General features: G+C 73.6%; 23 protein-coding genes. 16 read left to right on the top strand and 7 right to left on the bottom strand.

The genetic code is table 11. The features are described from left to right. Positions 1–82: 82 nt before the first annotated feature. From ACF07N_RS10155 to ACF07N_RS10145, 3 genes are all read left to right on the top strand, one after another. Positions 83–1,339, top strand: coding sequence for an alpha/beta fold hydrolase (locus tag ACF07N_RS10155; protein WP_392110535.1), 1,257 nt, complete (start codon positions 83–85; stop codon positions 1,337–1,339). Beyond that, entirely contained in the window at positions 1,305–1,829 is a 525-nt protein-coding gene (gene tsaE / locus ACF07N_RS10150; RefSeq protein WP_392110532.1) for a tRNA (adenosine(37)-N6)-threonylcarbamoyltransferase complex ATPase subunit type 1 TsaE, read from the top strand. The genes ACF07N_RS10155 and tsaE overlap by 35 nt, the downstream gene beginning before the upstream one ends. 165 nt (positions 1,830–1,994) lie before the next feature. Further along, positions 1,995–2,162 carry a hypothetical protein gene (locus ACF07N_RS10145; protein ID WP_392110529.1) on the top strand — a complete coding sequence of 56 codons (168 nt, stop codon included), beginning with the start codon at positions 1,995–1,997 and terminating at the stop codon, positions 2,160–2,162. On the opposite strand, the gene ACF07N_RS10140 is transcribed toward ACF07N_RS10145, so the two are convergent. Next, positions 2,163–2,717, bottom strand: a complete 555-nt coding sequence (locus tag ACF07N_RS10140) for a hypothetical protein (RefSeq protein WP_392110527.1) — start codon at positions 2,715–2,717, stop codon at positions 2,163–2,165. A 136-nt stretch (positions 2,718–2,853) separates the two neighbouring features. Here ACF07N_RS10140 and tsaB point away from each other — a divergent pair, with 136 nt between their 5' ends. The 4 genes from tsaB to ACF07N_RS10120 are packed head-to-tail and all read left to right on the top strand — an operon-like array spanning position 2,854 to position 5,360. Continuing rightward, the gene (gene tsaB, locus ACF07N_RS10135) at positions 2,854–3,507 is read left to right on the top strand and encodes a tRNA (adenosine(37)-N6)-threonylcarbamoyltransferase complex dimerization subunit type 1 TsaB (RefSeq protein ID WP_383335025.1); all 654 of its coding nucleotides are present in this window, start codon (positions 2,854–2,856) and stop codon (positions 3,505–3,507) included. 41 nt (positions 3,508–3,548) lie between these two features. Beyond that, complete coding sequence (gene rimI / locus ACF07N_RS10130) at positions 3,549–4,022, top strand: ribosomal protein S18-alanine N-acetyltransferase (protein ID WP_383335139.1); 474 nt, start codon at positions 3,549–3,551, stop codon at positions 4,020–4,022. Then, positions 4,015–5,106: a tRNA (adenosine(37)-N6)-threonylcarbamoyltransferase complex transferase subunit TsaD gene (gene tsaD, locus ACF07N_RS10125; RefSeq protein WP_392110523.1), complete on the top strand. Its 1,092-nt coding sequence runs from the start codon at positions 4,015–4,017 to the stop codon at positions 5,104–5,106. Before rimI ends, tsaD begins: the two co-directional genes overlap by 8 nt. Beyond that, the gene (locus tag ACF07N_RS10120) at positions 5,103–5,360 is read left to right on the top strand and encodes a hypothetical protein (protein ID WP_383335029.1); all 258 of its coding nucleotides are present in this window, start codon (positions 5,103–5,105) and stop codon (positions 5,358–5,360) included. Before tsaD ends, ACF07N_RS10120 begins: the two co-directional genes overlap by 4 nt. Here the strand turns inward: ACF07N_RS10120 and ACF07N_RS10115 are convergent. After that, entirely contained in the window at positions 5,311–5,841 is a 531-nt protein-coding gene (locus tag ACF07N_RS10115) for a hypothetical protein (RefSeq protein ID WP_392110520.1), read from the bottom strand. The two genes, ACF07N_RS10120 and ACF07N_RS10115, sit on opposite strands and share 50 nt — an antisense overlap. A 15-nt stretch (positions 5,842–5,856) precedes the next feature. Beyond that, positions 5,857–8,175: a glycoside hydrolase family 3 N-terminal domain-containing protein gene (locus tag ACF07N_RS10110; RefSeq protein WP_383584865.1), complete on the bottom strand. Its 2,319-nt coding sequence runs from the start codon at positions 8,173–8,175 to the stop codon at positions 5,857–5,859. 185 nt (positions 8,176–8,360) lie between these two features. Here ACF07N_RS10110 and ACF07N_RS10105 point away from each other — a divergent pair, with 185 nt between their 5' ends. The 4 genes from ACF07N_RS10105 to ACF07N_RS10090 all read left to right on the top strand — a co-directional run bounded on the left by ACF07N_RS10105 (position 8,361) and on the right by ACF07N_RS10090 (position 12,628). Then, entirely contained in the window at positions 8,361–9,422 is a 1,062-nt protein-coding gene (locus tag ACF07N_RS10105; protein ID WP_383335034.1) for a LacI family DNA-binding transcriptional regulator, read from the top strand. Positions 9,423–9,765: 343 nt separating this feature from the next. Further along, a complete protein-coding gene (locus ACF07N_RS10100) occupies positions 9,766–10,824 on the top strand; it encodes an LCP family protein (RefSeq protein ID WP_392110515.1) in 1,059 nt (352 codons plus the stop codon). 125 nt (positions 10,825–10,949) lie between these two features. Next, positions 10,950–11,306: a YciI family protein gene (locus ACF07N_RS10095; RefSeq protein WP_383335038.1), complete on the top strand. Its 357-nt coding sequence runs from the start codon at positions 10,950–10,952 to the stop codon at positions 11,304–11,306. Between the two features lie 47 nt (positions 11,307–11,353). After that, positions 11,354–12,628, top strand: coding sequence for an RNA polymerase sigma factor (locus tag ACF07N_RS10090; protein ID WP_392110512.1), 1,275 nt, complete (start codon positions 11,354–11,356; stop codon positions 12,626–12,628). A 3-nt stretch (positions 12,629–12,631) separates the two neighbouring features. Here the strand turns inward: ACF07N_RS10090 and ACF07N_RS10085 are convergent, their stop codons facing one another. Further along, the gene (locus ACF07N_RS10085; RefSeq protein ID WP_383335042.1) at positions 12,632–13,792 is read right to left on the bottom strand and encodes a methyltransferase domain-containing protein; all 1,161 of its coding nucleotides are present in this window, start codon (positions 13,790–13,792) and stop codon (positions 12,632–12,634) included. Between the two features lie 119 nt (positions 13,793–13,911). Here ACF07N_RS10085 and ACF07N_RS10080 point away from each other — a divergent pair, with 119 nt between their 5' ends. The 5 genes from ACF07N_RS10080 (at position 13,912) to ACF07N_RS10060 (ending at position 19,071) form a co-directional block, all read left to right on the top strand. Further along, positions 13,912–14,838 carry a polysaccharide deacetylase family protein gene (locus ACF07N_RS10080; protein ID WP_392110509.1) on the top strand — a complete coding sequence of 309 codons (927 nt, stop codon included), beginning with the start codon at positions 13,912–13,914 and terminating at the stop codon, positions 14,836–14,838. Further along, positions 14,835–15,545: a polysaccharide deacetylase family protein gene (locus ACF07N_RS10075; protein ID WP_392110506.1), complete on the top strand. Its 711-nt coding sequence runs from the start codon at positions 14,835–14,837 to the stop codon at positions 15,543–15,545. Before ACF07N_RS10080 ends, ACF07N_RS10075 begins: the two co-directional genes overlap by 4 nt. 225 nt (positions 15,546–15,770) lie before the next feature. Continuing rightward, a complete protein-coding gene (gene groES, locus ACF07N_RS10070; RefSeq protein ID WP_053135717.1) occupies positions 15,771–16,079 on the top strand; it encodes a co-chaperone GroES in 309 nt (102 codons plus the stop codon). Between the two features lie 116 nt (positions 16,080–16,195). Then, complete coding sequence (gene groL, locus ACF07N_RS10065; protein ID WP_383335049.1) at positions 16,196–17,821, top strand: chaperonin GroEL; 1,626 nt, start codon at positions 16,196–16,198, stop codon at positions 17,819–17,821. 197 nt (positions 17,822–18,018) lie between these two features. Further along, positions 18,019–19,071, top strand: coding sequence for a hypothetical protein (locus tag ACF07N_RS10060; RefSeq protein ID WP_392110501.1), 1,053 nt, complete (start codon positions 18,019–18,021; stop codon positions 19,069–19,071). A gap of 62 nt (positions 19,072–19,133) precedes the next feature. Here ACF07N_RS10060 and ACF07N_RS10055 read toward each other — a convergent pair whose 3' ends face one another. The 3 genes from ACF07N_RS10055 to ACF07N_RS10045 all read right to left on the bottom strand — a co-directional run bounded on the left by ACF07N_RS10055 (position 19,134) and on the right by ACF07N_RS10045 (position 21,544). Next, complete coding sequence (locus ACF07N_RS10055; protein WP_392110498.1) at positions 19,134–19,841, bottom strand: ester cyclase; 708 nt, start codon at positions 19,839–19,841, stop codon at positions 19,134–19,136. 166 nt (positions 19,842–20,007) lie between these two features. Continuing rightward, on the bottom strand, positions 20,008–20,781 hold the full coding sequence (locus ACF07N_RS10050) for an SDR family NAD(P)-dependent oxidoreductase (RefSeq protein ID WP_392110496.1): 774 nt from the start codon (positions 20,779–20,781) through the stop codon (positions 20,008–20,010). A gap of 94 nt (positions 20,782–20,875) precedes the next feature. Then, entirely contained in the window at positions 20,876–21,544 is a 669-nt protein-coding gene (locus ACF07N_RS10045; protein ID WP_392110493.1) for an MOSC domain-containing protein, read from the bottom strand. Between the last annotated feature and the right edge of the window lie 26 nt (positions 21,545–21,570).

Raw genomic sequence — 21,570 nt, 5'->3', positions numbered from 1 at the left:
TAACAAGGGCACCACCAGGCACAGGGCATCATCCGCCCCGGTGCGTCCATCCGGCCGGCAGCCCGGCGAAGAGGAGCGGTACGTGAGCGAGAGCAGTGCGGAGGTCGTCGCGGACGTCGCCTCCGCGGCCGTCGCGGCCTCCGCCGCGGGGGCGGCGGGGGGCTGGCGCCGGGCGACCGGCCTCGCCGGTGTGGCGATAGGCGTGGTGGCCGCGGGCGCGGCCGCCGGTGTCGCCCTGGAGCGGATGACGGTCGGCCGGGGCATGCGCCAGAAGGCCCGGCTCGCCCTCGACTCGGCGGGGCCCTACGGCTCGCTGCGCGGCATGCCCGGCAAGGCGTTCGCCGACGACGGCACCGAGCTGTACTACGAGGTCGACGACGTCGACACCGAGGCCGCCCCGGCCATGGGCCCGCGCCGGCGCAGGCTCTTCGGCCGCAAGGCACCCGCGCCCGTCACCGTCGTCTTCAGCCACGGCTACTGCCTCAGCCAGGACTCCTGGCACTTCCAGCGGGCCGCCCTGCGGGGCGTGGTGCGGACCGTGCACTGGGACCAGCGCAGCCACGGCCGCTCCGGGCGGGGTGCGGCGCAGGCGCGCGGCGAGTCGGTCACCATCGAGCAGCTCGGGCGCGACCTCAAGGCCGTCATCGACGCGGCCGTGCCCGAGGGCCCGATCGTGCTGGCCGGGCACTCCATGGGCGGCATGACGGTGATGGCCCTGGCCGACCAGTACCCGGAGCTGATCCGCGAGCGGGTCGTCGGGGTCGCGTTCGTGGGCACGTCGTCGGGCCGCCTCGGCGAGGTCAACTACGGGCTGCCCGTCGCGGGCGTCAACGCGGTGCGGCGGGTGCTGCCGGGGGTGCTGAAGGCGCTGGGGCAGCGGGCCGAGCTGGTGGAGAAGGGCCGCCGGGCCACCGCGGAGCTGTTCGCCGGGATCATCAAGCGGTACTCGTTCGCGTCCCGGGACGTCGATCCGGCCGTGGCGCGCTTCGCCGAGCGGATGATCGAGAGCACCCCGATCGACGTGGTCGCCGAGTACTACCCGGCGTTCAACGACCACGACAAGACCGAGGCCCTCGCGTACTTCGCCGGCCTGCCGGTCCTCGTCCTGGCCGGGGTGCAGGACCTGGTCACGCCCAGTGAGCACAGCGAGGCCATCGCCGACCTGCTGCCGGACGCCGAGCTGGTGCTGGTGCCGGACGCGGGGCATCTGGTGATGCTGGAACACCCGGAAGTGGTCACCGACCGCCTCGCGGACCTGCTCACCCGCACGGGTGCCGTGCCCGCAGCGGCTACCGTGAAGGGCTATGGAAGCACCAGCAGCACCGCACAACCCGGCTGAGCCCGGATCCTCCGTCCAGATCGTCGTCACGTCCCCCGAGCAGATGCGGGAGCTGGGCCGCCGGCTCGCGAAACTGCTGCGCGCGGGTGACCTGGTGATGCTGAGCGGGGAGCTCGGCGCGGGCAAGACGACGCTGACCCGCGGCCTGGGCGAGGGGCTCGGCGTGCGCGGGGCCGTCACCTCGCCGACCTTCGTGATCGCCCGGGTGCACCCCTCGCTGGGCGACGGGCCGCCGCTGGTCCATGTCGACGCCTACCGGCTGTCCGGGGGGCTGGACGAGATGGAGGACCTGGACCTCGACGTCTCGCTGCCCGAGTCCGTCGTCGTCGTGGAGTGGGGCGAGGGCAAGGTCGAGGAACTGACCGAGGACCGGCTCCAGGTCGTCATCCACCGCGCGGTGGGCGACACGACCGACGAGGTCCGGCACATGACGATCACGGGCCTGGGCGAACGCTGGGCGCCGGCGGACCTGAGCGCGCTGACGGCGTGACCCGGTCGGCGTACGGGCCGGGCGCGTGATTGCGGGGATGCGATGAACGTTCCGACAAGGCGTCGGCAAGATGTTGCGTTCGGCGTCTTGTCCGTGGTCACATGGTATCCAGTCCGTAGTTAGGTCTGCCTAACTACGTCCGCCCCCGACCACCAGGAGGCGTCCATGCCGGCCGCAGAGAGCAAGAGGCAGCCGCTGCCGTTCACGGTCGCCGGGGTGTCCATGAGCGACCTGCTGGCGGCTTGTGAGGCGGCGGCGCTGATCTCCACGCCCCCGCGCGCCCCCGAGCCGGAGCTGTCCGGGCCGGCCGAGGAGCACCGCGAGGCCGCCTGATCAGCGGACCACGACCACCGTGCGGCCGATCGTCGCGAACGTCCACATCACGTCGCCGTCCGCCCGCGACTGGCGGATGCCGCCCGTGCGCACTCTCGGATCGGGCGCGGCCCTCGTCTCGTCCACGGCCGAGCTGAAGCCCACCACGATGCCGTCCACGCTGGTGAAGCGCACGACGTGCTCGACGGGCACCCCGTCGGACCCGGTGACCGAGTTCGAGCGGGACGTGACCGCGTAGCGGCCCGGGGCCGGGTCCACCGCGCTCGGGTCCACCTCGAACGTGCGGGCGACCTTGCCGTTCGCGCCGACCAGCCACACCCGGTCCCGGCGCAGCGAGTACACGACCCGCGCGCCCTCGCCCGACTCGCCGGGCAGCGCGGCCGGGTCCGTCCTGGCCGGCGGTGCCTTCGAGGTGCCGGGCGCCGGAGTGACGCCCGGCTGCGCCCGGCCCACGCCCGCGGGGAGGCTCGTGGAGGCCTGATGGGCGAGATAGCCGACCGTCGCGAGGGCCGCGGCGGTGAGCGCGGCGACGATGGACGAGCTGCTGACTGCCACCGGCGGTCACCTCCCGGTCGTACGGCTCTGCGTACGCCCCTGCGTACATGTCCCGTGACGGAAGGTGACGGTAGCAGCAGGCGGCGACCCGGCGGGCGCGGCCGTGCCGGGCCCCGGGGAGCCGTAGGCTGTTTGCGTGCTCTTGCTCGCTCTGGATACCGCCACACCCGCCGTCACCGTCGCGCTGCACGACGGGCACGACGTCATCGCCTCGTCGAGCCAGGTGGACGCGCGACGGCACGGGGAACTGCTGCTGCCGGCGATCGACCGGGTCCTCGCCGAGGCCGGACGGAAGCTCGACGCCGTCACCGGGATCGTCGCCGGCGTCGGGCCGGGCCCGTACACCGGGCTGCGCGTCGGACTGATGACCGCGGACACCTTCGGGCTCGCGCTCGGCGTCCCCGTGCACGGCGTGTGCACGCTGGACGGCCTGGCCTACGCCGCCGACCTGGAGGGCCCGTTCGTCGTCGCGACCGACGCCCGCCGCAAGGAGGTCTACTGGGCGCGCTACGCCGATTCGCGCACCCGCCTCACCGACCCGGCCGTCGACCGGCCCGCCGACATCGCCGAGCAGGTCGCCGGCCTGCCCGCGGTGGGCGCGGGCGCGCTGCTCTACCCGGACACCTTCCCCAAGGCGCACGAACCCGAGCACGTGTCCGCCGCCGCCCTGGCCCGCCTCGCCGCCGAGCGGCTGGCGGCCGGCGAGGAGCTCCCCGCGCCGCGGCCGCTCTACCTGCGCCGCCCCGACGCCCAGGTCCCCAAGAACTACAAGGTGGTCACCCCCAAGTGACCGATCCCGTGACCGATCCCGAGACGTGCGCGCTGCGCGAGATGCGCTGGTGGGACATCGACCCCGTGCTGGAGCTCGAACGGGACCTGTTCCCCGACGACGCCTGGTCGCGGGGCATGTTCTGGTCCGAGCTGGCCCACGCGCGCGGCCCCGAGGCCAACCGGCGGTACGTGGTCGCCGAGGCCGGCTCCCGGATCGTCGGGTACGCCGGCCTGGTCTCCTCCGGCGAGCAGGCCGACGTCCAGACCATCGCCGTCGCCCGGGAGCTGTGGGGCACCGGGCTCGGCGGCCGGCTGCTGGCCGAACTGCTGCGCGCGGCCACCGCCTTCGAGTGCGCCGAGGTGATGCTGGAGTGCCGCGTCGACAACGTGCGCGCGCAGAAGCTGTACGAGCGGTTCGGCTTCCAGCCCATCGGTGTCCGGCGGGGCTACTACCAGCCGGGCAACGTGGACGCCCTGGTGATGCGCCTGACCACCCCCGAGAACTCCGTACAAGGAACCGAGATCCATGGCTGACGAACCCCTCGTTCTGGGAATCGAGACCTCCTGCGACGAGACCGGCGTCGGCATCGTCCGCGGCACCACCCTGCTGGCCGACGCCGTCGCCTCCAGCGTCGACGAGCACGCCCGCTTCGGCGGCGTCGTCCCGGAGGTCGCGAGCCGCGCCCACCTGGAGGCGATGGTCCCGACCATCGACCGCGCGCTGAAGGAGGCCGGGGTGAGCGCCCGGGACCTCGACGGCATCGCGGTCACCGCCGGTCCCGGACTCGCCGGCGCCCTGCTGGTCGGCGTCTCCGCGGCGAAGGCGTACGCGTACGCGCTCGGCAAGCCCCTCTACGGCGTGAACCACCTCGCCTCCCACATCTGCGTGGACCAGCTGGAGCACGGCCCGCTGCCCGAGCCGACGATGGCGCTGCTGGTCTCCGGCGGCCATTCCTCGCTGCTGCTGTCCTCGGACATCACCTCCGACGTCCGGCCGATGGGCGCCACCATCGACGACGCGGCCGGCGAGGCCTTCGACAAGATCGCCCGGGTGCTGAACCTCGGCTTCCCCGGCGGCCCGGTCATCGACCGGTACGCCAAGGAGGGCGACCCGAACGCGATCGCCTTCCCGCGCGGCCTGACCGGCCCCCGCGACCCGGCCTACGACTTCTCCTTCTCCGGTCTGAAGACGGCCGTGGCCCGCTGGATCGAGGCCAGGCGTGCGGCGGGCGAGGAGGTGCCGGTGCGGGACGTGTCGGCCTCCTTCCAGGAGGCGGTCGTGGACGTGCTGACCCGCAAGGCCGTCCGGGCCTGCAAGGACGAGGGCGTCGACCACCTGATGATCGGCGGCGGCGTGGCCGCCAACTCCCGGCTGCGCGCGCTCGCCCAGGAGCGCTGCGAGGCCGCCGGGATCCGGCTGCGGGTGCCGCGGCCCAAGCTGTGCACGGACAACGGGGCGATGGTCGCCGCCCTCGGCGCCGAGATGGTCGCCCGCAACCGGGCCGCGTCGGGCTGGGACCTGTCGGCGGACTCCTCGCTGCCGGTGACCGAGCCGCACGTGCCCGGCCACGACCACGACCACGTGCACGAGGTCAGCAAGGAGAACCTCTACTCGTGACGGTCGCCCTGATGTGGGAGGCGCGGGCCGTGCCCGGGCGGGGCGAGGACCTGCTCGCCTGGGCCCGCGCCCAGCGCCTGCCCCGCGCGCCGCTGCGCCGCGAGACCCTGCGCGCCCCGCAGGACCGGGTCCTCGTCATCACCTGGTGGGACGCCCCCCGCGACGCCGACCTGCCCGAACTGCCCGACCCGGACGGCGAGCTGGTCACGCGGGCGGTGCACCGCTGGCGGTTCGAGTCGCTGGGCGAGGACTGACCGACAGCTCCCACGGCCTGTCCCCGACCCGGCCGCGCCACAGCAGCAGGCCGTTGCGGCGCTCCCAGTGGGCGGTCACGGCGGCCTGACCCGTCCAGTCCAGGGCCGACCACAGGAGCACGCCCAGCGCCACCGGCTCCCAGTGGGCCAGGGGCAGCGCCAGGGCCAGGTACAGCCCGAACAGCCGCAGGCTGAGCGGACGGTCGCGCAGGAAGCGGCCGGTGGGCAGGGCCCCGCCGGTGTCCTCGACGGGGACGGCCTTCTCGAAGTCCCGCACATGGCTGAACCACTTGAGCCCGGTCGCCTTCAGCAGGGTCCACACCGCCAGGAAGGCGAGCAGGCCGCCGAGGCAGAGCGCCAGTGCGCCGGGCCGGTCCGGTGCGGCGAACCCGCGGTGGAGACCCCGCACCGCCAGGGCGAGGGCGAGGGCCGCGCAGACAGACAGCACGGCCCGCAGCTCGTGGTGAAGCAGCCTGTCCATCGCCCCCCCCGAGGCTCAACCCACCCCCGACACCTCCGTCTCGCACCGCAGCCGCCGCCCGGTCCCGGTGACCCGGACCGGCCCCGTGAGCGTGAGATGCGCCGTGTGGCGTACGTCCGTGCTGGACGCGGCCAACCGTAGTTCCAGGGCGCCCGGCTCCACCACCCTGCGGCCCGAACGGTCGGTGAACGCCGAGAGGTCCGTGTGGAAACGGAACGTCACCCGCGCGGCCTCGCCCGGGGACAGCGCCACGCGCTGGTAGCCGACCAGCCGGACGTCGGGACGGGTCACCGAGGCCACCGGGTCGTGCAGGTACAGCTGCACCACCTCCGCGCCCTCGCGGTCACCCGTGTTGCGGACGGTCACGGACAGCGCGCAGGAGCCGTCCGTGCCGATCTCGGTGTGCCCGCCGCCGGTGACGTCCTCCCAGGCGAACGCCGTGTACGAGCGGCCGTGGCCGAAGGGGTACAGCGGTGTCGGGTCGAGGTTGCTGACCTCGCCGGCCAGTCCGAGGGGCGGCTGGAGGTAGGTCCAGGGCTGGCCGCCGGGCTCGCGCGGGACGCTCACCGGCAGGCGGCCCGAGGGGTTGACGCGGCCCGACAGCACTCCCGCCACCGCCGGGCCGCCCTCCTCCCCCGGGAAGAAGGCCTGGACGACCGCGCCCAGGCGGCCCTGCCAGCGGCCCAGGGCGTAGGGGCGCCCGGTCAGCAGGACCAGCACCACCGGCACACCGGTGGCGACGAGGGCGTCCAGCAGTTCGCCCTGGACGCCCGGCAGGCCAAGGTCGCTCGCGTCGCAGCCCTCGCCCGAGGTGCCGCGCCCGAACAGGCCCGCCCGGTCACCGAGCACGGCCACGCACACGTCCGCCTCGGCGGTGCGGGCGATCGCCTCCTCGAAGCCCGCGGTGTCCGGGTCCGTCACGTCGCAGCCCGGTGCGAACGTCACCTTCGCGTCCGGCAGTTCGGTGCGCAGCGCGTCGAGCACGGTCGGGATCTCGATGCCGGCCGGCACCCCGGGGTGGTGGGTGAGGACGTGGGAGGGGAAGGAGTAGCAGCCCAGCATGGCCAGGGCGTCGGCGGCCCGGGGGCCGACCACCGCGATCCGGGTGTCGGGGGCCAGCGGGAGCAGCCCGTCCGGGTTGTCCAGCAGGACCACCGACTCCTCGGCCAGGCGGCGGGCCAGGATCCGGTTGCCCGTGGAGTCCAGGGTGACGGGGCCGGCGGGCTCGGGCGTCCAGTCCTCGTCGAGCAGGCCCAGTTCGCACTTCTGCAGCAGCACGCGGCGGACCGCCCGGTCCACCAGCTCCTCGGGGACCTGCCCGGCGCGCACGGCGTCCACCAGCGGCTGCCCGTAGCACTTGACGGTGGGCAGCTCGACATCGATGCCGGCGGCGAGGGCCGCGTGGGCCGCCTCGGCCGGGGTGCCGGCGACGCGGTGGAGGGTCTGCAGGAAGTTGATGCCGAAGTAGTCGGCGACGACCGTGCCGGTGAAGCCCCACTCCTCGCGCAGCAGCCGGGTCAGCAGCTCGGGGTCGGCGGAGGCCGGGACGCCGTCGGTCTCGTTGTACGCGGCCATCACCGAGCGGGCCCCGCCCTCGCGCAGCGCCATCTCGAAGGGCGGCAGGGTGACGTCCGCGAACTCGCGGACACCCGCCCGCACCGGGGCGAGGTTGCGGGCGCCGGCCGAGGAGGCGTACCCGGCGAAGTGCTTGAGCGTGGCGACGATCCCGGCGGCCTCCAGGCCCCGCACATAGGCGGTGCCGATCGTGCCGACCAGGTAGGGGTCCTCGCCGATCGTCTCCTCCACCCGGCCCCAGCGCGGATCGCGCACGACGTCCAGGACGGGCGCGAGGCCCTGGTGGACGCCGACCGAGCGCAGGTCCTCGCCGATGCGCCGGGCCATCTCCTCGACCAGCGGGGGGTCCCAGGCCGCGCCCCAGGCCAGCGGGACCGGGTAGGCGGTGGCCTGCCAGGCGGTGAAGCCGGCCAGGCACTCCTCGTGGGCGACCGCCGGGATGCCGAAGCGGCCGGCCGCGGCGATCCGGCGCTGGGCGCGGGCCAGGGCCTGCGCGCCGACGGCCGGGTCCACGGGGGCGGTGCCGAAGGAGCGGGTGAGCTGGCCCAGGCCGCGGGTGATCAGCTCGGCCCACTCCTCCTCGGAGTGCTCGACGGTCATGTCGTGCTGGTGCGGGGCGACCCCGTCGCCGTCCGTCGCGGCGCCCACCCACACGCCGTAGAGCTGGGCGGTCTTCTCCTCCAGGGTCATCCGGGAGAGCAGGTCGTCGACGCGGGTGGCGGCGGGCAGGGCGGGGTCACGCCAGGGCGCGGTGGTCATGAAGCTCCTGTCGGGTGGACGGGACGGCCCTCTCACGAACGGTGCGGGCGAGCGCGTGAACGCCGCTGGCGACCGTTCCCGAGCCCGCTGTCTTCGAATGTTTCGATACCAATGTCGAATGTTCCGGGAACCTATGGCGCAACGGGGACTTCGTCAAGGGGGCCCGCAGGGATACGATCGCCGCCATGACATCCCCGGAGCCCGTTGAAAGCCGGACGCAAATCCGGACGCAGGGGCGCACCGCGCAGACCGCCACGCTCGCCGAGATCGCCCGAGAGGCCGGCGTGTCGGCGCCGACTGTTTCGAAGGTCCTCAACGGCCGGGCCGACGTCGCCCCCGCCACCCGCTCCCGCGTCGAGGGCCTGCTGCGCGCCCACGGCTACCGGCGCCGGCGGGCCGAGGCGACCCGCTCGCCCCTGATCGACCTGGTCTTCCACGAGCTGGAGAGCGCCTGGGCGATGGAGGTCATCCGGGGCGTGGAGAACGTGGCCCGGGACGCCGGGCTGAGCGTGGTGCTGTCGGAGAGCGCGGGGCGGCTCACCCCGGGGCGGACCTGGGCCGACCAGGTCGCCGCCCGCCGGCCGCACGGCGTGGTGCTCGTCCTGTCCGGACTGGACGAGTCGCAGCGGGCGCTGCTCACCAGCCGGTCCATCCCGTTCGTGGTCATGGACCCGGCCGGCGACCCCGGCGCCGACGTGCCGTCGATCGGCGCGACGAACTGGCAGGGCGGCCTCGCGGCCACCCGGCACCTGGTGGAGCTGGGGCACCGCAGGATCGGCGCGATCAGCGGACCCACGCAGATGATGTGCAGCCGCGCCCGCGTCGACGGCTACCGGGCCGCGCTGGAGACCGCGGGGCTGCCGGTGGACCCCTCCCTGATCGCCGACGGCGACTTCCACCACGAGGCCGGCTACCGGCGCGGCCTGGAGCTGCTGCGCCGCCCCGACCGGCCCACCGCCGTCTTCGCCGGCAACGACCTCCAGGCGCTGGGCCTCTATGAGGCCGCGCGAGAGCTGGGGTTGCGCATCCCCGAGGACCTGAGCGTGGTCGGCTTCGACGACCTGCCGGTGGCACCGCTGGTGGGGCCGCCGCTGACGACCGTGCGGCAGCCGCTGACGGAGATGGCCGAGGCCGCCGCCAAGCTCGTCCTCGACCTGGGGCGGGACGACGACATCCCGGCGGCGACGCGGGTGGAGCTGGCCACCAGCCTGGTGGTGCGCAGCAGCACGGCGGCGCCCCCGGCGTGAATCCGCCGCTTTCGGCCGGTGCGGTGTCCGGTTCCCAGCGGTGGCGAAGCGATTCGGTTACATCGCCGAAACTTTCGGCGGCTCTGGGGTGAGGGGCGGGATCGCCGGCGTTCGACGGCGGACCCATCGGCCTCGGCAAGGCCTCGGGTGCGGCGGCCCGTTGGGCGAAGGTCCCCGCAACGGACAGGTTCCGGACGGCGCTTCGCGGCGCCCGGCGCCAACGCCCCGTGGAGTGGGAGCAGTCAGGGGCGCCTGGGGGTGGTGGGGCGCGTTCCGGACGTGAAGTCTGAGAATTTCCGAAGAAATCGCGTCCCGGAGCCCCTGCCCGTAATAATTCGGACTTATGTTCCTGTCTGTGACGGGAGACGACGCGAACGGGGACGAGGGCGCGAAGCGGGGCCGGCGGTCGATCGCCCTGCGGACCGCCGGCCTCACCCTGGCGGGGCTGCTGGTGCTCGCCGCGGGCGCCGCGGGCTGGGCCTACTGGCACCTCAACAGCAACATCACCAGTGTCGACATCGACAACGCGCTGGGCGACAACCGCCCGCCGAAGCCGGTCACGACACCGTCGCCGTCGGCGCCGGACCTGCCCAGTGAGGCGCTCAACATCCTGGTGCTGGGCTCGGACACCCGCAGCGGCGAGGAGAACCGCAGGCTCGGCGGCGGTGACAGCGGCGGCGCACGCTCCGACACGGCGATGGTCGTCCACCTCGACGCCGGCCGGACCAGCGCGACGGTGGTGAGCATCCCGCGCGACACCCTGGTCACCCGCCCGTCCTGCCCGCGCGCCGACGGCGACGGCTCGACCGCGGTCGCGCCCTCCTCCATGTTCAACAACGCCTACGCGGTCGGCGGCCCGGTCTGCGCGGTGAAGACGGTCGAGTCGATGACCGGCGTGCGGATGGACCACTACGTCGAGATCGACTTCTCGGGCTTCGCGAGGCTCGTCGACGCGCTCGGCGGGGTCACCGTCACCACCGAGGAGGACATCGACGACGACGACAGCCACCTGCACCTGGAGGCCGGCATCCACCACCTGGACGGCACCCAGGCCCTGGGCCTGGCCCGCACCCGGCACGGCATCGGCGACGGCAGCGACCTCGGCCGCATCGGTCTGCAGCAGAAGCTGGTGAAGGCCCTGCTCGACCGCATCGCCGCCCAGGACCTGCTCACCGACCCCGCCCGGCTGTACCGGGTCGCGGACGCGGTGACCGCCGGTCTCACCACCGACACGGGCCTCGACTCCCTGAGCGAGCTGACCGGCCTGGGCCAGAGCCTGCAGGGTCTGTCCTCCAGCCGGGTGCGGACGGTGATGATGCCGGTGGTGCGGGCGCCCTCCGACCCGAACCGGGTGGTGGCCGACGAGCCCGAGGCGCGGGAGCTGTGGGAGTCCCTGCGCTGACCTGCCATGACGCGGCCCGGGAAAATTCTTCGAGAGAAATCGGCGCGGGTGTCGATCCGGCGGTCTCCCGTTCGACGCAGGGGTGAGAGCGGGGACGGGCCCCGCTCCGGAACCGAGGAGTCACCGTGCCGCGCTTCATCACCCTGATCCGCATCGACGAGAAGAACGCCCCCGCCGAGGGCCCGAGCCCCGAGTTGCAGGAGCGGATGGGCAAGCTCCTGGAGGAGATCACCAAGGCCGGGGTCATGCTCGACACGGCCGGGCTCACCCCGACCGCGGACGGCAGCCGGGTGACCTGGGAGGGCGGGCAGCTGTCCGTCACGGACGGGCCGTTCACCGAGTCCAAGGAGGTCATCGGGGGCTACTCCATCAGCCAGTGCAAGGACAAGGCCGAGGCGATCGAGTGGACCAAGCGGTTCCTGTCCCTGCACGAGGACTACTGGACGATCACCGCGGAGGTCCGGCAGATCGCCGAGGCCTGACCGGTCCCGCTTGGCGGAGAGGTGCCAGGGGTGTCTGATGGTGGGCTGTGACACCGCAGCCCACCGCCGGCCCCGGCGCCTCCCGGACCGCCCAGGCGATCGAGACCGTCTTCCGCATGGAGTCGCCCCGGATCATCGCCGGCGTCACCCGGGTCGTCCGGGACGTCGGCATCGCCGAGGAACTCGCGCAGGACGCTCTGGTCGCCGCCCTGGAGCAGTGGCCGCGCGACGGCGTGCCCGACAACCCCGGGGCCTGGCTCATGGCCACCGCCCGCAACCGCGCCGTCGACCTGGTGCGCCGCCGGGAGAACTACGCCCGCAAGCTCGCGGAGATCGGCCGCGACCTGTCGGCCACGCCTGTCCCGGAGGAGCCCGCCGACCCCGAGGACATCGACGACGACCTGCTCCGCCTGGTCTTCACCGCCTGCCACCCGGTGCTGTCCACCGAGGCCCGCACCGCCCTCACCCTGCGCCTGCTCGGCGGCCTGACCACGGCCGAGATCGCCCGCGCCTTCCTCGTCCCGGAGGCGACCGTGGCGCAGCGCATCGTGCGCGCGAAGCGCACCCTGGCGACCCGGAACGTCGCCTTCGAGGTGCCCTACGGCCCCGACCGCGCGGCCCGTCTCGGCTCGGTCCTCGACGTCATCTACCTGATCTTCAACGAGGGGTACGCCGCCACGGCCGGCGACGACTGGCTCCGCCCGGGCCTGTGCGAGGACGCCCTGCGCCTGGCCCGGGTGCTCGGCGCGCTCATGCCGAAGGAGCCCGAGGTGCACGGCCTGGCCGCGCTCCTGGAGTTCCAGGCGTCCCGTACGGCGGCCCGCACGGGGCCCTCAGGCGAACCCGTCCTCCTCAAGGACCAGAACCGGGCTCGCTGGAACCGCATGCTCATCGCCCGCGGCATCGACGCGCTGGGCCGGGCCGAGGCGGCCTCCTCCGGCGGTCCGGGGCCGTACACGCTCCAGGCCGCCATCGCCGCCTGCCACGCGCACGCCCACACCTACGAGGAGACGGACTGGTCCCGCATCGCCACCCTCTACGGCCTGCTGGCCGCCCGCTCCCCCTCCCCGGTCGTGGAGCTGAACCGCGCGGTGGCCGTCTCGATGGCAGCGGGCCCGGAGGCCGCCCTGCCCCTCGTCGACGCCCTGGCGGGCGATCCCGCCCTGCGCGACTACCACCTGCTGCCCAGCGTGCGCGGCGACCTGCTCGCCCGCCTCGGCCGGACGGACCAGGCCCGTGCGGAGTTCGAGCGGGCGGCGTCCCTCACCCGCAACGAACGGGAGCGGGCCCTGCTGCTGCGGCGGGCGGCGGAGCAGCTCTGAGCGTCAGGCGGGGTGCCCGATCAGCATCGCCGGCGCTCCGGCCACCCGGGTCAGGAACACCGTCGCCGCGTGCGGCCCCTGCGGCTTGACCTTCCGGCGCAGCTCCTCCGGCTCGACAGCCGAGCCCCGCTTCTTCACCGTGAGCGTGCCGACCCCGCGCTCGCGCAGCAGCGCCTTCAGCTTCTTGACGTTGAAGGGCAGGTGGTCGGTGATCTCGTAGGCGGTGGCGTACGGCGTCGGGCGCAGGGCGTCGGCCGTGACGTACGCGATGGTCGCGTCGAGGAGTCCGCCGCCGACCTCGTCGGCGACCTCCGCGACCAGATGGGCGCGGATGACGGCGCCGTCGGGCTCGTAGAGGTAGCGGCCGGGCGGGCGGACGCCGGGGTCGGGCAGCCCGCGGGAGAGCAGGGTGCGCGGGCCGGGCAGCAGGGTGGCCCGGACGGCGCCCGGCGCGGTGCCGAACCACAGCACCGCCTCCTTCACGTCCCCGCCGTCGGAGATCCACTCGGCCTCGGCCTGCTCGGGGACGGCCTCGTGCGGGATGCCCGGGGCGACCTTCAGCGCGGCGCGCGGGGCCCGCAGGGCGGCCGACACCGCCCAGGACAGCGGCGGCGAGTAGGCCTCGGGGTCGAAGATCCGGCCCCGTCCGCCGCGCCGCGCGGGGTCGACGAAGACGGCGTCGTAGCCGGCCGTGTCCACCTCCGTGACGTCCGCCTCGCGGACCTCGATCAGGTCCGCCAGCCCCAGCGCCTCGGCGTTGGCCCGGGCCGTCGCGGCCGTGAGCGGGTCGCGGTCCACGGCCAGCACCCGGATCCCGGCCCGGGCCAGCGCGATCGCGTCACCGCCGATGCCGCAGCACAGGTCGGCGACCGAGGTCACGCCCGACTCGGCCAGGCGCCGCGCCCGGTGGGCCGCCACGCTCGCCCGGGTCGACTGCTCCACCCCGTTCGGCGTGAAGAACATCCGGCCCGCGTCCCCGGCGCCGAACTTCACCGCCGCCCGCTGCCGCAGCCGTGCCTGCCCGAGCGCCGCCGACACCAGCTCCGCGGGGTGCTCGCGCCGCAGCCGGGTCGCGACGGCCAGCTCCCGCGCCGGGTCGGTGTCGCGCACCTCGTCGAGGAGGGCGCGGCCTTCGGGGGTGAGGAGGAGGGCGAGGTCGTTCACCCGGTCATTGTCGGCCACGGACGTCCGGGGGGTGTCGTGTGGGCCAGTCGGTGGATGCCGGTCGGACGGCCGCTGTGTCGGGGCGGGTTCGCGAGGGCCGGCTGCGAGGATCCGGCACCATGCGAGCAGTCGTACAAAATGACAAAAGCCGGGCCTCGGGCGGTGCACGGATCGGCCTGGCCGTGCTCGCCCTCGCCGCCATCGCCTCGGGCTGCGCGCAGGGCGGCGGCAGCGACCGGGTCACCCCGGCCGGCGGACAGCAGCCCCTCGACGCGCCACCGGCCCGCGCGCTCGACTCCTACGCCTCCAAGCTGCGCGCCGCGCACGCCGCCCGGGTCGCCGCCACGCACCGCTGGGAGCTGAAGCGGGTCCCGCTGCCCGCCCCGCCGCCCCCCGAGCGCAAGCCGAGGATCAAGACCCGCAAGGGCTTCCAGGTGGCCGGGCACCGGGAGTCGAACCTGCCGCCCGTCTTCACCCGGATCCCCACCCGGGACAAGGTCGTCTTCCTCACCATCGACGACGGCGCCGAGAAGGACCGCACCTTCCTGCGGATGATGAGCGACCTCGACGTCCCCTACACCGCGTTCCTCAGCGGCTACCTGGTCAAGGACGACCCCCGCTACTTCAAGAAGATGCAGGCGAGGGGCGTCGTCCTGAACAACCACACCCTCTTCCACCGCTACATGCCCGGACTGTCCTACCGCGCGCAGAAGCGCGAGATCTGCGGCATGCAGCGCTACATGGAGAAGCGCTTCGGCAAGCGCCCCACCCTCTTCCGCCCGCCCTACGGCAGCTACGACCGGGCGACCCTGCGCGCCGCCAAGGCCTGCGGCATCACCCACGTCCCGCTGTGGAACGAGGAGGTCTTCGCCGACCGCTGGGAGTACCGCGAGGGGGACCGCGAGCTGCGCCCGGGTGACATCGTCCTCACGCACTTCCGGGGCCCGGAGCAGTGGAAGGGCACGATGCCGGACATGATCCGCCGCTTCCTGAACAAGGTCACGGCCGAGGGATACGCGGTGGGGCGGCTGGAGGACTACCTGTGAGGCGCCCGGCCGCCGCGCTGCTCTGCGTGCTGCTGGTCCTGCTGACCGGCTGCGCCGGGGCGGCGGGGGAGCGCCCCGCCACCGCCGACGGCCGGGCCCGGGACCCGGCCCCCGCCGCCCGCCGCCTGCCCCCCGTCGTCGACCACGTCCCCACCCGCGACCCGGTCGTCTTCCTCACCTACGACGACGGCGCCGAACGCGACCCCCGCTTCGTCGCCCTGGTCCGCGCCCGGCGCCTGCCGGTCAGCATGTTCCTCACCGACAGCGTCGTGGGCCCCGGCTACGGCCACTTCGCCCGGCTGCGCGCGGTCGGCGCGTCCCTGCAGAACCACACCCTGGACCACCCGGCCCTGCGCGGCCTGCCCTACGCGGGCCAGCGCGCCGAGATCTGCGGCCAGCAGCACAAGCTCCACTCCCGCTTCGGCGTCCGGCCCCACCTCTTCCGCCCGCCCTACGGCACCTACGACACGACCACCCTGCGCGCCGCCGCCGACTGCGGCATCGCGGCGGTCGTGCTGTGGCGCGCGTCCCTCGGCTCCGACGGGAAGCTGACCTACACCCGCGGCGCGCCCGGCCTGCGCGCCGGCGACATCGTCTCGGTGCCGTCCGGGGAGGCGTCCCCGACCCTGACGGACCGGACGCTGCGGTTGCTGCGGGAGATCGAGGGGAAGGGCCTGCGGGTGGGACGGCTGGAGGACCACCTGTGAGGGTCCGGACCGTCCCGCGCGGCAACCTGCCTGGCCGACGCGCCGCCCGCAATTAGCAGTCCGCTTGACCGAGTGCTAATCACGGTCATAGTCTCGGCTCTGGCACTCGACACAGGAGAGTGCCAACACAGCGACGGGCAGGTCCGGCACCCGCGACGACGGATCCACCTGGTCGCCACCTCAGACAGTTAACCCCGTGAGATCTCCGAAGGGGGAGGTCGGATCGTGACGACCACCAGCTCCAAGGTTGCCATCAAGCCGCTCGAGGACCGCATCGTGGTCCAGCCGCTCGACGCCGAGCAGACCACCGCCTCTGGCCTGGTCATCCCGGACACCGCCAAGGAGAAGCCCCAGGAGGGCGTCGTCCTGGCCGTGGGCCCGGGCCGCTTCGAGGACGGCAACCGTCTTCCGCTCGACGTCTCCGTCGGCGACGTCGTGCTCTACAGCAAGTACGGCGGCACCGAGGTGAAGTACAACGGCGAGGAGTACCTCGTCCTCTCGGCCCGCGACGTGCTCGCGATCATCGAGAAGTAATTCACCCGAAGCACCTTGCTTTGAACTGCGCCCCTGGCCCCCGCGATCGCTAAGAAGCCGGGCGCCCGGGGCGCAGTTGCCGTTATCCCAGATTCCGGAAGAGGGCTCACGCTCCCATGGCGAAGATCCTGAAGTTCGACGAGGACGCCCGTCGCGCCCTCGAGCGCGGCGTCAACAAGCTTGCCGACACGGTCAAGGTGACGATCGGCCCCAAGGGCCGCAACGTCGTCATCGACAAGAAGTTCGGCGCCCCCACCATCACCAACGACGGTGTCACGATCGCCCGTGAGGTCGAGATCGAGGACCCGTACGAGAACCTCGGTGCCCAGCTGGTCAAGGAGGTGGCGACCAAGACCAACGACATCGCGGGTGACGGTACGACCACCGCGACCGTGCTCGCCCAGGCGCTCGTGCGCGAGGGCCTGAAGAACGTCGCCGCCGGTGCCTCCCCGGCCGCCCTGAAGAAGGGCATCGACGCCGCCGTCAAGGCCGTCTCGGACGACCTGCTCGCCTCGGCCCGCCCGATCGACGAGAAGTCCGACATCGCCGCCGTCGCCGCGCTGTCCGCCCAGGACCAGCAGGTCGGCGAGCTCATCGCCGAGGCGATGGACAAGGTCGGCAAGGACGGTGTCATCACCGTCGAGGAGTCCAACACCTTCGGTCTGGAGCTGGACTTCACCGAGGGCATGGCCTTCGACAAGGGCTACCTGTCGCCGTACTTCGTGACGGACCAGGAGCGCATGGAAGCCGTCCTGGACGACCCCTACATCCTCATCACGCAGGGCAAGATCTCCGCCATCGCGGACCTGCTGCCGCTGCTGGAGAAGGTCATCCAGGCCAACGCCTCCAAGCCGCTGCTGATCATCGCCGAGGACGTCGAGGGCGAGGCCCTGTCCACCCTCGTGGTGAACAAGATCCGCGGCACCTTCAACGCCGTCGCCGTGAAGGCCCCCGGCTTCGGCGACCGCCGCAAGGCGATGCTGCAGGACATGGCCGTCCTCACCGGCGCCACGGTCGTCTCCGAGGAGGTCGGCCTCAAGCTCGACCAGGTCGGCCTCGACGTCCTCGGCTCCGCCCGCCGCGTCACCGTCACCAAGGACGACACCACCATCGTCGACGGCGCCGGCAACAAGGACGACGTCCAGGGCCGCGTCGCCCAGATCAAGGCCGAGATCGAGACCACGGACTCCGACTGGGACCGCGAGAAGCTCCAGGAGCGCCTCGCGAAGCTGGCCGGCGGCGTGTGCGTCATCCGCGTGGGTGCCGCCACCGAGGTCGAGCTCAAGGAGCGCAAGCACCGTCTGGAGGACGCCATCTCCGCGACCCGCGCCGCGGTCGAGGAGGGCATCGTCTCCGGTGGTGGCTCCGCCCTGGTCCACGCCGTCAAGGTCCTGGAGGGCAACCTCGACAAGACCGGCGACGAGGCCACCGGTGTCTCCGTGGTCCGCAAGGCCGCCGTCGAGCCGCTGCGCTGGATCGCCGAGAACGCCGGCCTGGAGGGCTACGTCATCGTCTCCAAGGTCGCCGAGCTCGACAAGGGCAACGGCTACAACGCCGCCACCGGCGAGTACGGCGACCTGATCAAGGCCGGCGTCATCGACCCGGTCAAGGTCACCCGCTCCGCCCTGGAGAACGCCGCCTCCATCGCCTCCCTGCTCCTCACGACCGAGACCCTGGTCGTCGAGAAGAAGGAAGAGGAGGAGCCGGCCGCCGCGGGCCACGGCCACGGCCACTCCCACTGAGGCAGCACGGCTGAGGCCGAACGGCTGAGGCGGCACGGCTGAGGGCCGACGCGCGTCGGCCCGCCCGAGCCCGAGCGAAGGCCCGGCACCCCGGACGACGGGGGGCCGGGCCTTCGCCGTGCCGTCCGCCGGGCCGGGAACCGCGCGGGGCCCTCGCCGGTCTATGACCAGGGCGGCCGGATCAGGAGGGGGCTGGAATGAACGAGGTGCTCTACGCGGAACAGTCCCGCAACCCGCTGGCGCGGACGGTACGGCTCACCGAGGACGGACTGCGCAGGGGCGGCAGGACGACTCCGCTGGACGAGCTGAACCTCGTGGCCATGGCGGAAGCGTTCCTGCGGGGCCGCTGGCTCGGCGGCGGGGGCACCGAGCGCCCCCTGGACGCGCTGCCGCAGGGCCCCGGCCCGGTCCCGGTCACCCGCGTGACCGGCACCACCACCCCCCTGAGGACCCGTCAGGCCGCCGCCTTCGCCCGGGCCCTGGGCGACCTGGCGGTACGCAGATGCGGCGGCCCGGACCACGTGGCCGCCGTCGCCGCACAGGCGCGGGCGGAGGGCGTCCCGCTGTGGATCGCGCGCCGCCGCGCACCCGGCCCCGCCGGACCGGTGACCGTCGCCGTGGACCGCCGCTCGGTACGCGTCGACGTCTGGGGCCCGCAGGCCCCCGCCGTACGGCTGCGGGCACCGTACGGCTACCGCCCCGACACGGCCGACCCGGCCCACGGCCTGGTGCTCTCCGTCGGTGACGTCACCGCGGCCCTCGAACTGCACAAGAGGATGCGCAAGTCCAAGAGCAAGGTCGGCATCCGCCTGCCCGACCGGCTCTGGACCCTGCGCCGCGAGAACGCCGACAGCTCGTGGCTGCTGCGCGACGACCGGCCGGTCGCCCTGCTGACCCGCCCCTCACGGTGGCCCGGCCCCCCGTCCGGCTCGGTGCTGCTGCCGCTGGCCGACGTGCGCCACGAGAGTCCCGACCCCCTGGACGCCGTCATGGCCCACGCCGTCGCCGTGTCCTTCGGGCTCGGTGACACCACCGGCCTGGCCAGGTTCCGCGCCGTGCAGCGCCGCCGCGCCACGGACGAGGACACCTGGGACAGCCCCTGGTACAGCAACCTCGGCAGGGACCGCGCCGACAACGAACCAGGGGGCGGCGACGGCTGGGGCAGCGACGGAGGCGACGGCGGCGACGGCGGCGGGGGCGGCAGCGACGGGGGCGGTGGGGACGGAGGGGGCGGCGGCGGAGGCGATTAGTCCGGCGGCCGCCCGCCCGCCCGCTCCGCGACCGGCCGCCGCCCGGACGCGCCCGTCACCGGTCAGAGCTCCGTGGGCTCCAGCGCGCCCAGCTGCTGCATCAGCCCCAGCCGGTCGTACTGCCACCAGCCCTCGGCGAGCTTCCCGTCCGGGCTGCACCGGTGCACGGTCGTCCCGGTCATGGTGACGTCCTTGCCGGTCGGCGGGATGCCGAGGAACTCGCCGGTGTGGCGCCCGTGGAAGGTCCACCGGGTGCACACCCGGTCGCCCTGTGCCATCTGGTCCTCGACGGTGAAGGAGAAGTCGAACCCGCCCCGCCAGACCTCCACCTCGCGCCGCACCGCGTCCAGCCCGATGACGTCCTGCACGTTGGCGGGGTCGTGGTCGTGGTAGCCCTCGACGAACACGTCGTTGAACGCCGGCGCGTCACCCCGCCCGGGCGCCAGCTCGAAGAACCGGCGCGCGGTGGCCGCGTTGAGCTGCTCGTCCCGTACGACGTCGAGGTCCGTGAAGGTCGGCGTCCCGTCGCAGAGCGCCACCATCTCCTGGAAGATCCGGTCGGTCTCCGGAAGCCCGGAGTTGCGCATCGCGTCCTCGTACGACGGGAACTCCACGATCTCCACGACGTGCGACGAGTCGGCCCGGTCCTTGGCCACCACACTGTGCGTGGCGGTCCGCTTGCCGCGGGTCTGCTCGACCCACCGGTCCATCAGCCGGTTCATCTCGTCGAGCCGGCTGGTCCTGCATTCGATGAGCTGCACGAAGGTCATGCTCGCCCCACCTCCGGCCCCCCTGGGTCCGGCTGAACAGCACCATTGTCGTCCCCGCGGGGGCGCCGTGCGCGTCGGGCCGGGACCGGAGGAGCCGCCCGGCGCCGGGCCCGGGGCTGACCGCCGGACGGACCCGGACCGGCCGGAGAGGAAGGGGGGGGAGTGCCTACTGCGGCCCGTACTTCCGCCCCGTCCGGGACGACACCGCCCCGAGCATCCCCCGCGGCACCAGCTTCGCCGCCCCCATGAGCGCCTTGTACCGCGGGTCCGGGATGGACAGCGTCTTGCCGCGGGCCAGGTCGTGCAGGGCCGCCGCCACCAGCTTGTCCGCGTCCAGCCACATCCAGCCGGGGATGTTGTCCGTGCCCATGCCGGCCCGCTGGTGGAACTCGGTGCGGACGAAGCCGGGGCACAGCGCCATCAGCCGTACGCCGCTGCCGGCCAGGTCCCGGGCGGCGCCCTGGGTGAACTGCACGACCCACGCCTTGGACGCCCCGTAGGTGCCGCGCGGCACGAACGCGGCCACCGAGGCCACGTTGACGACACCACCGCGGCCCCGCTCCCGCATGGCCGCCGTCGCCGCCGACGTGAGCCGCAGCACCGCCTCGCAGTGCACCTTCAGCATCCGCAGCTCGTCGGCCATGGGGACCTCGAGATAACGGCCCTTGTTGGCGAAACCGGCGTTGTTGATCAGCAGGTCGACGGGGTTCCTGCGTTCGCCCAGGCGGTCCGCCACCGCCTCGATGCCCTTGTCCTCGGAGAGGTCGGCCGTCAGCACCTCCGCCTCGATGCCGTGCCGGTCGTGCAGCTCGGTCGCCTGTTCCCGCAGCCGCTGGGTGTCGCGGGCGACCAGCACCAGGTTGTGCCCGTCGGCCGCCAGTCGCCGCGCGAACGCGGCCCCGATGCCTGCCGTCGATCCCGTAATCAGAGCCGTTGTCATGGCAGAAGGGTAGTGACCTGCACCGGGTGCATCCGGTTGCCCGCGGGCCCTTCCCCGGTGAAGGGTCGGTGGAGACGGGCCCGGTGACCGGCGGTCAGCTCCCGTACTTCTCCGTGTACTCCCGCGCCGCCCGCAGTATCTCCGGGTGCAGGGCCTCGCCCGCCGCCGGCAGCCGCGGCAGCAGCGTCCGCTCGGTCGTCACCGCCCGGAACTGCAGGGCCACCGTCACGTCGTGGCCGGGCCGGTGCACGATCTCGACGGCGTCGCCCGCCCGGATCTCGCCCGGCTCGATCACCCGCAGATACGCCCCCGGCGCGCCCTTCTGCGTGAACCGCTTCACCCAGCCCTTCTCACCCAGATGGCCCTGGAAGGTACGGCACGGAATGCGCCCGCTGGTCACCTCGAGCACCACCTCGGGCCCGACGCGCCAGCGCTCGCCGATCAGGGCGCCGGAGACGTCGAGGCCCACCGTGGTGAGGTTCTCGCCGAACGCGCCGTCGGGCAGGGGCCGGCCCAGCTCGCGCTCCCACGCGTCCAGGTCCTCGCGCGCCATCGCGTACACCGCCTGGTCGTCGCCCCCGTGGTGTTCCAGCTTGCACACGGCGTCCCCGGCGAGCCCGCTGCCGCCGACGCCCTTGGGCCCCGGCGCGGCCACCCGCACCGGTCCCGCCACCGGCCGCTTGTCGATCCCCGTGACCCCCTCCGGGTTGTCCGTGTACGGCACCGCCCGGGCCTGGCCCAGATTCACAGACAGAAGCTTCATGCCCGCACGGTAGGGGAGCCGCCCCC

It is taken from the genome of Streptomyces sp. NPDC015242 (genome assembly GCF_043079125.1).
Lineage (GTDB): Bacteria > Actinomycetota > Actinomycetes > Streptomycetales > Streptomycetaceae > Streptomyces.
This window is presented reverse-complemented; position numbering and strand designations above follow the sequence as displayed.